The sequence below is a fragment of the Planktothrix sp. FACHB-1355 genome (assembly GCF_014748295.1).
GTDB classification, from domain to species: Bacteria; Cyanobacteriota; Cyanobacteriia; order Cyanobacteriales; family Aerosakkonemataceae; genus Aerosakkonema; species Aerosakkonema funiforme_A.
In genome coordinates, this window is sequence record NZ_JACJUP010000795.1 from 1 (window position 1) to 3,393 (window position 3,393).

A 3,393-nucleotide genomic window follows, 5' to 3' on the forward strand; every position below is an offset into this window, starting at 1 on the left:
GATCGCTTCTGGCGGCGACTACGATATTGAATACCGAGTCATCCGTCCGCAGGGGGAACAGTGCTGGGTTTCTGCAAAGGGACGCGCCCAGTACGATGCTGCGGGTCAGGTTTTGGGAATGATCGGTGTGGTGCAAGACGTGACGGAACAGGTGCTGGCGCGGCAGCGTAGTGAGGATCTGCTCAAACAGCTGGAGGCAGAACGAGCATTTCTGGAAGCAGTTTTGCAGCAGATGCCAGCAGGGGTAATTATTGGGGAAGCTCCCTCCGGTAAGCTGATTTTGGGGAACGATCGGGTACGGGAAATCTGGCGTCATCCATTTGTCGCATCTACTCAAGTCGAGCAATACCGCGAGTACAAGGGTTTTCATCCAGACGGACGGCTTTATCAGCCCCAAGAGTGGCCGATCGCACGCTCGATCGGCAGCGGTGAAGTGGTGAGTGGGGAAGAAATTCAGTTTCTCCGGGGTGACGGTACTTATGGCGTCATGGAGATAAGTTCTGCACCCATACGCGATCGAGAGGGGCAAATTATTGCAGGTGTAGTCACCTTCCAGGATATTAGCGATCGCAAGCAGGCAGAGCGGGAACGAGAGGAACTCTTAGCCAGGGAACAAGCGGCACGCACAGAAGCAGAAACTGCCAATCGCATCAAAGATGAATTTCTGGCCGTACTTTCCCACGAATTGCGATCGCCCCTCAATCCCATTTTGGGCTGGACTAACTTATTGCGAACCCGCAAATTAGATGAAAAAACCACAACCAAAGCCTTAGAAACAATCGAACGCAATGCCAAGTTGCAAACGCAATTAATTGAAGATTTACTCGATGTTTCTCGCATCCTGCGCGGCAAAGTAGTCTTGGACTTTGCCCCCGTCAACTTAGCAAATATAATAGAAGCCGCTTTGGAAACGGTGCTGCTAGCAGCAGAAGCGAAAAAAATTCAAATTCAAACTATTTTTTCTGCAAAACAAGCTCTGATTTCCGGTGACTCAGGCCGACTCCAACAAATAGTTTGGAACCTACTCTCGAACGCTGTCAAGTTCACACCAGCAGGTGGAACGATAGAAGTACGATTGGAATGCGTTGACTGCTATGCCCAAATTCAGGTAAAAGATAATGGTATGGGTATCAGTCCGGATTTTTTGCCCCATGTATTTGAGTACTTCCGGCAGGCAGATGGCACCACAACCCGCAAATTTGGGGGATTGGGACTTGGATTGGCGATCGTGCGTCATTTAGCTGAATTGCATGGCGGCACTGTGCGGGCGTCAAGTCTGGGAATCAGTCAGGGAGCGACTTTTACAGTCACTTTGCCACTGCTGGTGACTGCTTTTGAGGCAACTCAGAACTATCAAGCCTCTACTGAAATTGGCAGCTTGAGCGGTTTGCGGATTTTAATTGTAGATGATGAACCGGATATGCGAGAGTTAGGGGTTACTGTTTTGGCTGAATACGGATCGCTGGCAAAAGCAGCTGCATCCGCAGCAGAAGCATTGTTCCTGCTTAAAGAATTTCAGCCGGATATTTTAATTTGCGATATCGGAATGCCAGAGGTGGATGGCTATATGCTGATGCGTCAGGTGAGGTCTCGACTGCCAGAAATGGGAGGGCAAATTCCGGCGATCGCACTGACTGCTTACGCCGGAGAGTACGATCGACAGCAAGCGATCTCCGCCGGATTTAATAGACATCTTCCTAAACCTGTAGATCCCGCCGAGTTAATAAAAACAATTCTATCCTTAACAGCAGAAAAGCAGAGGAGTAGAGGAGCAGAGGGGAAAAAGAACAATCCATAGTCGTCTGACCGGACGAAAGTCAAAAAATCCCTATTTTATCTGCTATGGGCTGCGTTTATCTGCCTACATCTGCGGTAAAAAATTAACCTTCGATGGCAACAGAAAATTTTTCCCATCACTCATGCACTATCAATGCAACCGAGTACAATATGAGGCGATCCGGAGAAAAGAAATAAAAATTTATGGTTTTCGGGTTTATTATAAAAGTTTTTTATTATATCATAAAAACGGGAAAGCCAAAAGCTGTTTGGAGTTATTAACTAATAATTATAATGTCAAAGAGGATGTGGAATTTTGCAGAAACTTTACCGCAGACTAACTCCGATTCAAAAAAGAATCGTACAAGCTACAGTCATTATAGCATTGTTTGTTACAACTGTGCGAATTATACCATATCTTGTTCCCATTCGTGCCAGGGATTTGATGCAAGACCGACAAGCGATCGAATTTAGCGATCGCAACGGCTTACCATTAGGAACATTGCTCAGCCGTAACCAAGAGCATACCGCAGTTGTACCCTTAAACGAGATTTCTCCGCATTTCAAAAATGCCATCATCGCCGCCGAAGATAGGGGATTTTATCAGCATGGGGCGCTGGATCTGAAAGCGATCGCCAGGGCAATCCTGCAAGCAATTAAAGCCAAAAGAATTGTCTCCGGCGCTTCTACCATCACCATGCAACTAGCGCGAATGCTCGACCCCGTACCGCGCACATTGGCAGGAAAAATAAAAGAAATTTGGTTATCTTGGCGCTTAACAGCAGGAATGAGTAAAGATGAAATCCTTTCTGCTTATCTCAATCGCTTACCGATGGGCGGTAACATCTATGGTGTGGAAGCAGCCGCTCGCGTTTATTTTGGCATACCTGCCAGCGATTTAAATTTAGGACAAGCGAGTTTACTTACTGCCTTACCGAACGATCCTAGCAATCTCAATCCTTATCATAATTTATCAGGACTGAAGCGCCGACAAACTTACGTACTCGATCGCATGGTAAAAGATAAATATATCAGTCGTGTTGAAGCCGATCGAGCCTTATCTGAAAAAATTACTATTCAACTTCGCAAGCAAGGTATCCTCGCCGCCCCTCATTTTTTATTTTGGGTAGCCAATGAATTAGATAATGGCAATTTAAAAGTAACTCATGCTGGCAATCTTCGCACAACAATCGATCGTCCTTTGCAACAATTTGTCGAAGCGCAAGTGCAAGAAGTCATTCGTAGCCTCGCGCCTAACAACGTGCATCACGCAGCCGCTTTAGTTATCGATAATCGCACTGGAGAAGTACTAGCTTATGTTGGTTCCCCCAATTATTTTAACGAAACGCAAATAGGACGGAACGACGGCGTACAAGCACTGCGTCAACCCGGTTCAACCCTCAAACCATTCTTATACGAATTAGCCTTAGAGAAACGCATCATTCGCCCCAATACAATTTTAGCAGATGTACCGACTCGCTATGCGATTCCCGGAGCCAAAATTTACAGCCCTCAAGATTATAGCGAAACTTTTCAAGGCCCGGTAAGAGTTCGCATTGCCTTAGCCAATTCGCTCAACATTCCGGCAGTGCGGGTATTGGAAAAAGTAAGCGTAGG

General features: G+C 46.5%; 2 protein-coding genes. Both read left to right on the top strand.

Annotated features, from left to right (window positions below):
• The coding region (locus tag H6S82_RS24995; protein WP_199317954.1) for an ATP-binding protein at positions 1 to 1,798 on the top strand (1,798 nt) is incomplete at its 5' end.
• 294 nt (positions 1,799 to 2,092) lie between these two features.
• Positions 2,093 to 3,393, top strand: a 1,301-nt coding sequence (locus tag H6S82_RS25000) for a transglycosylase domain-containing protein (protein WP_242057102.1), incomplete at its 3' end; no start/stop codon positions are given.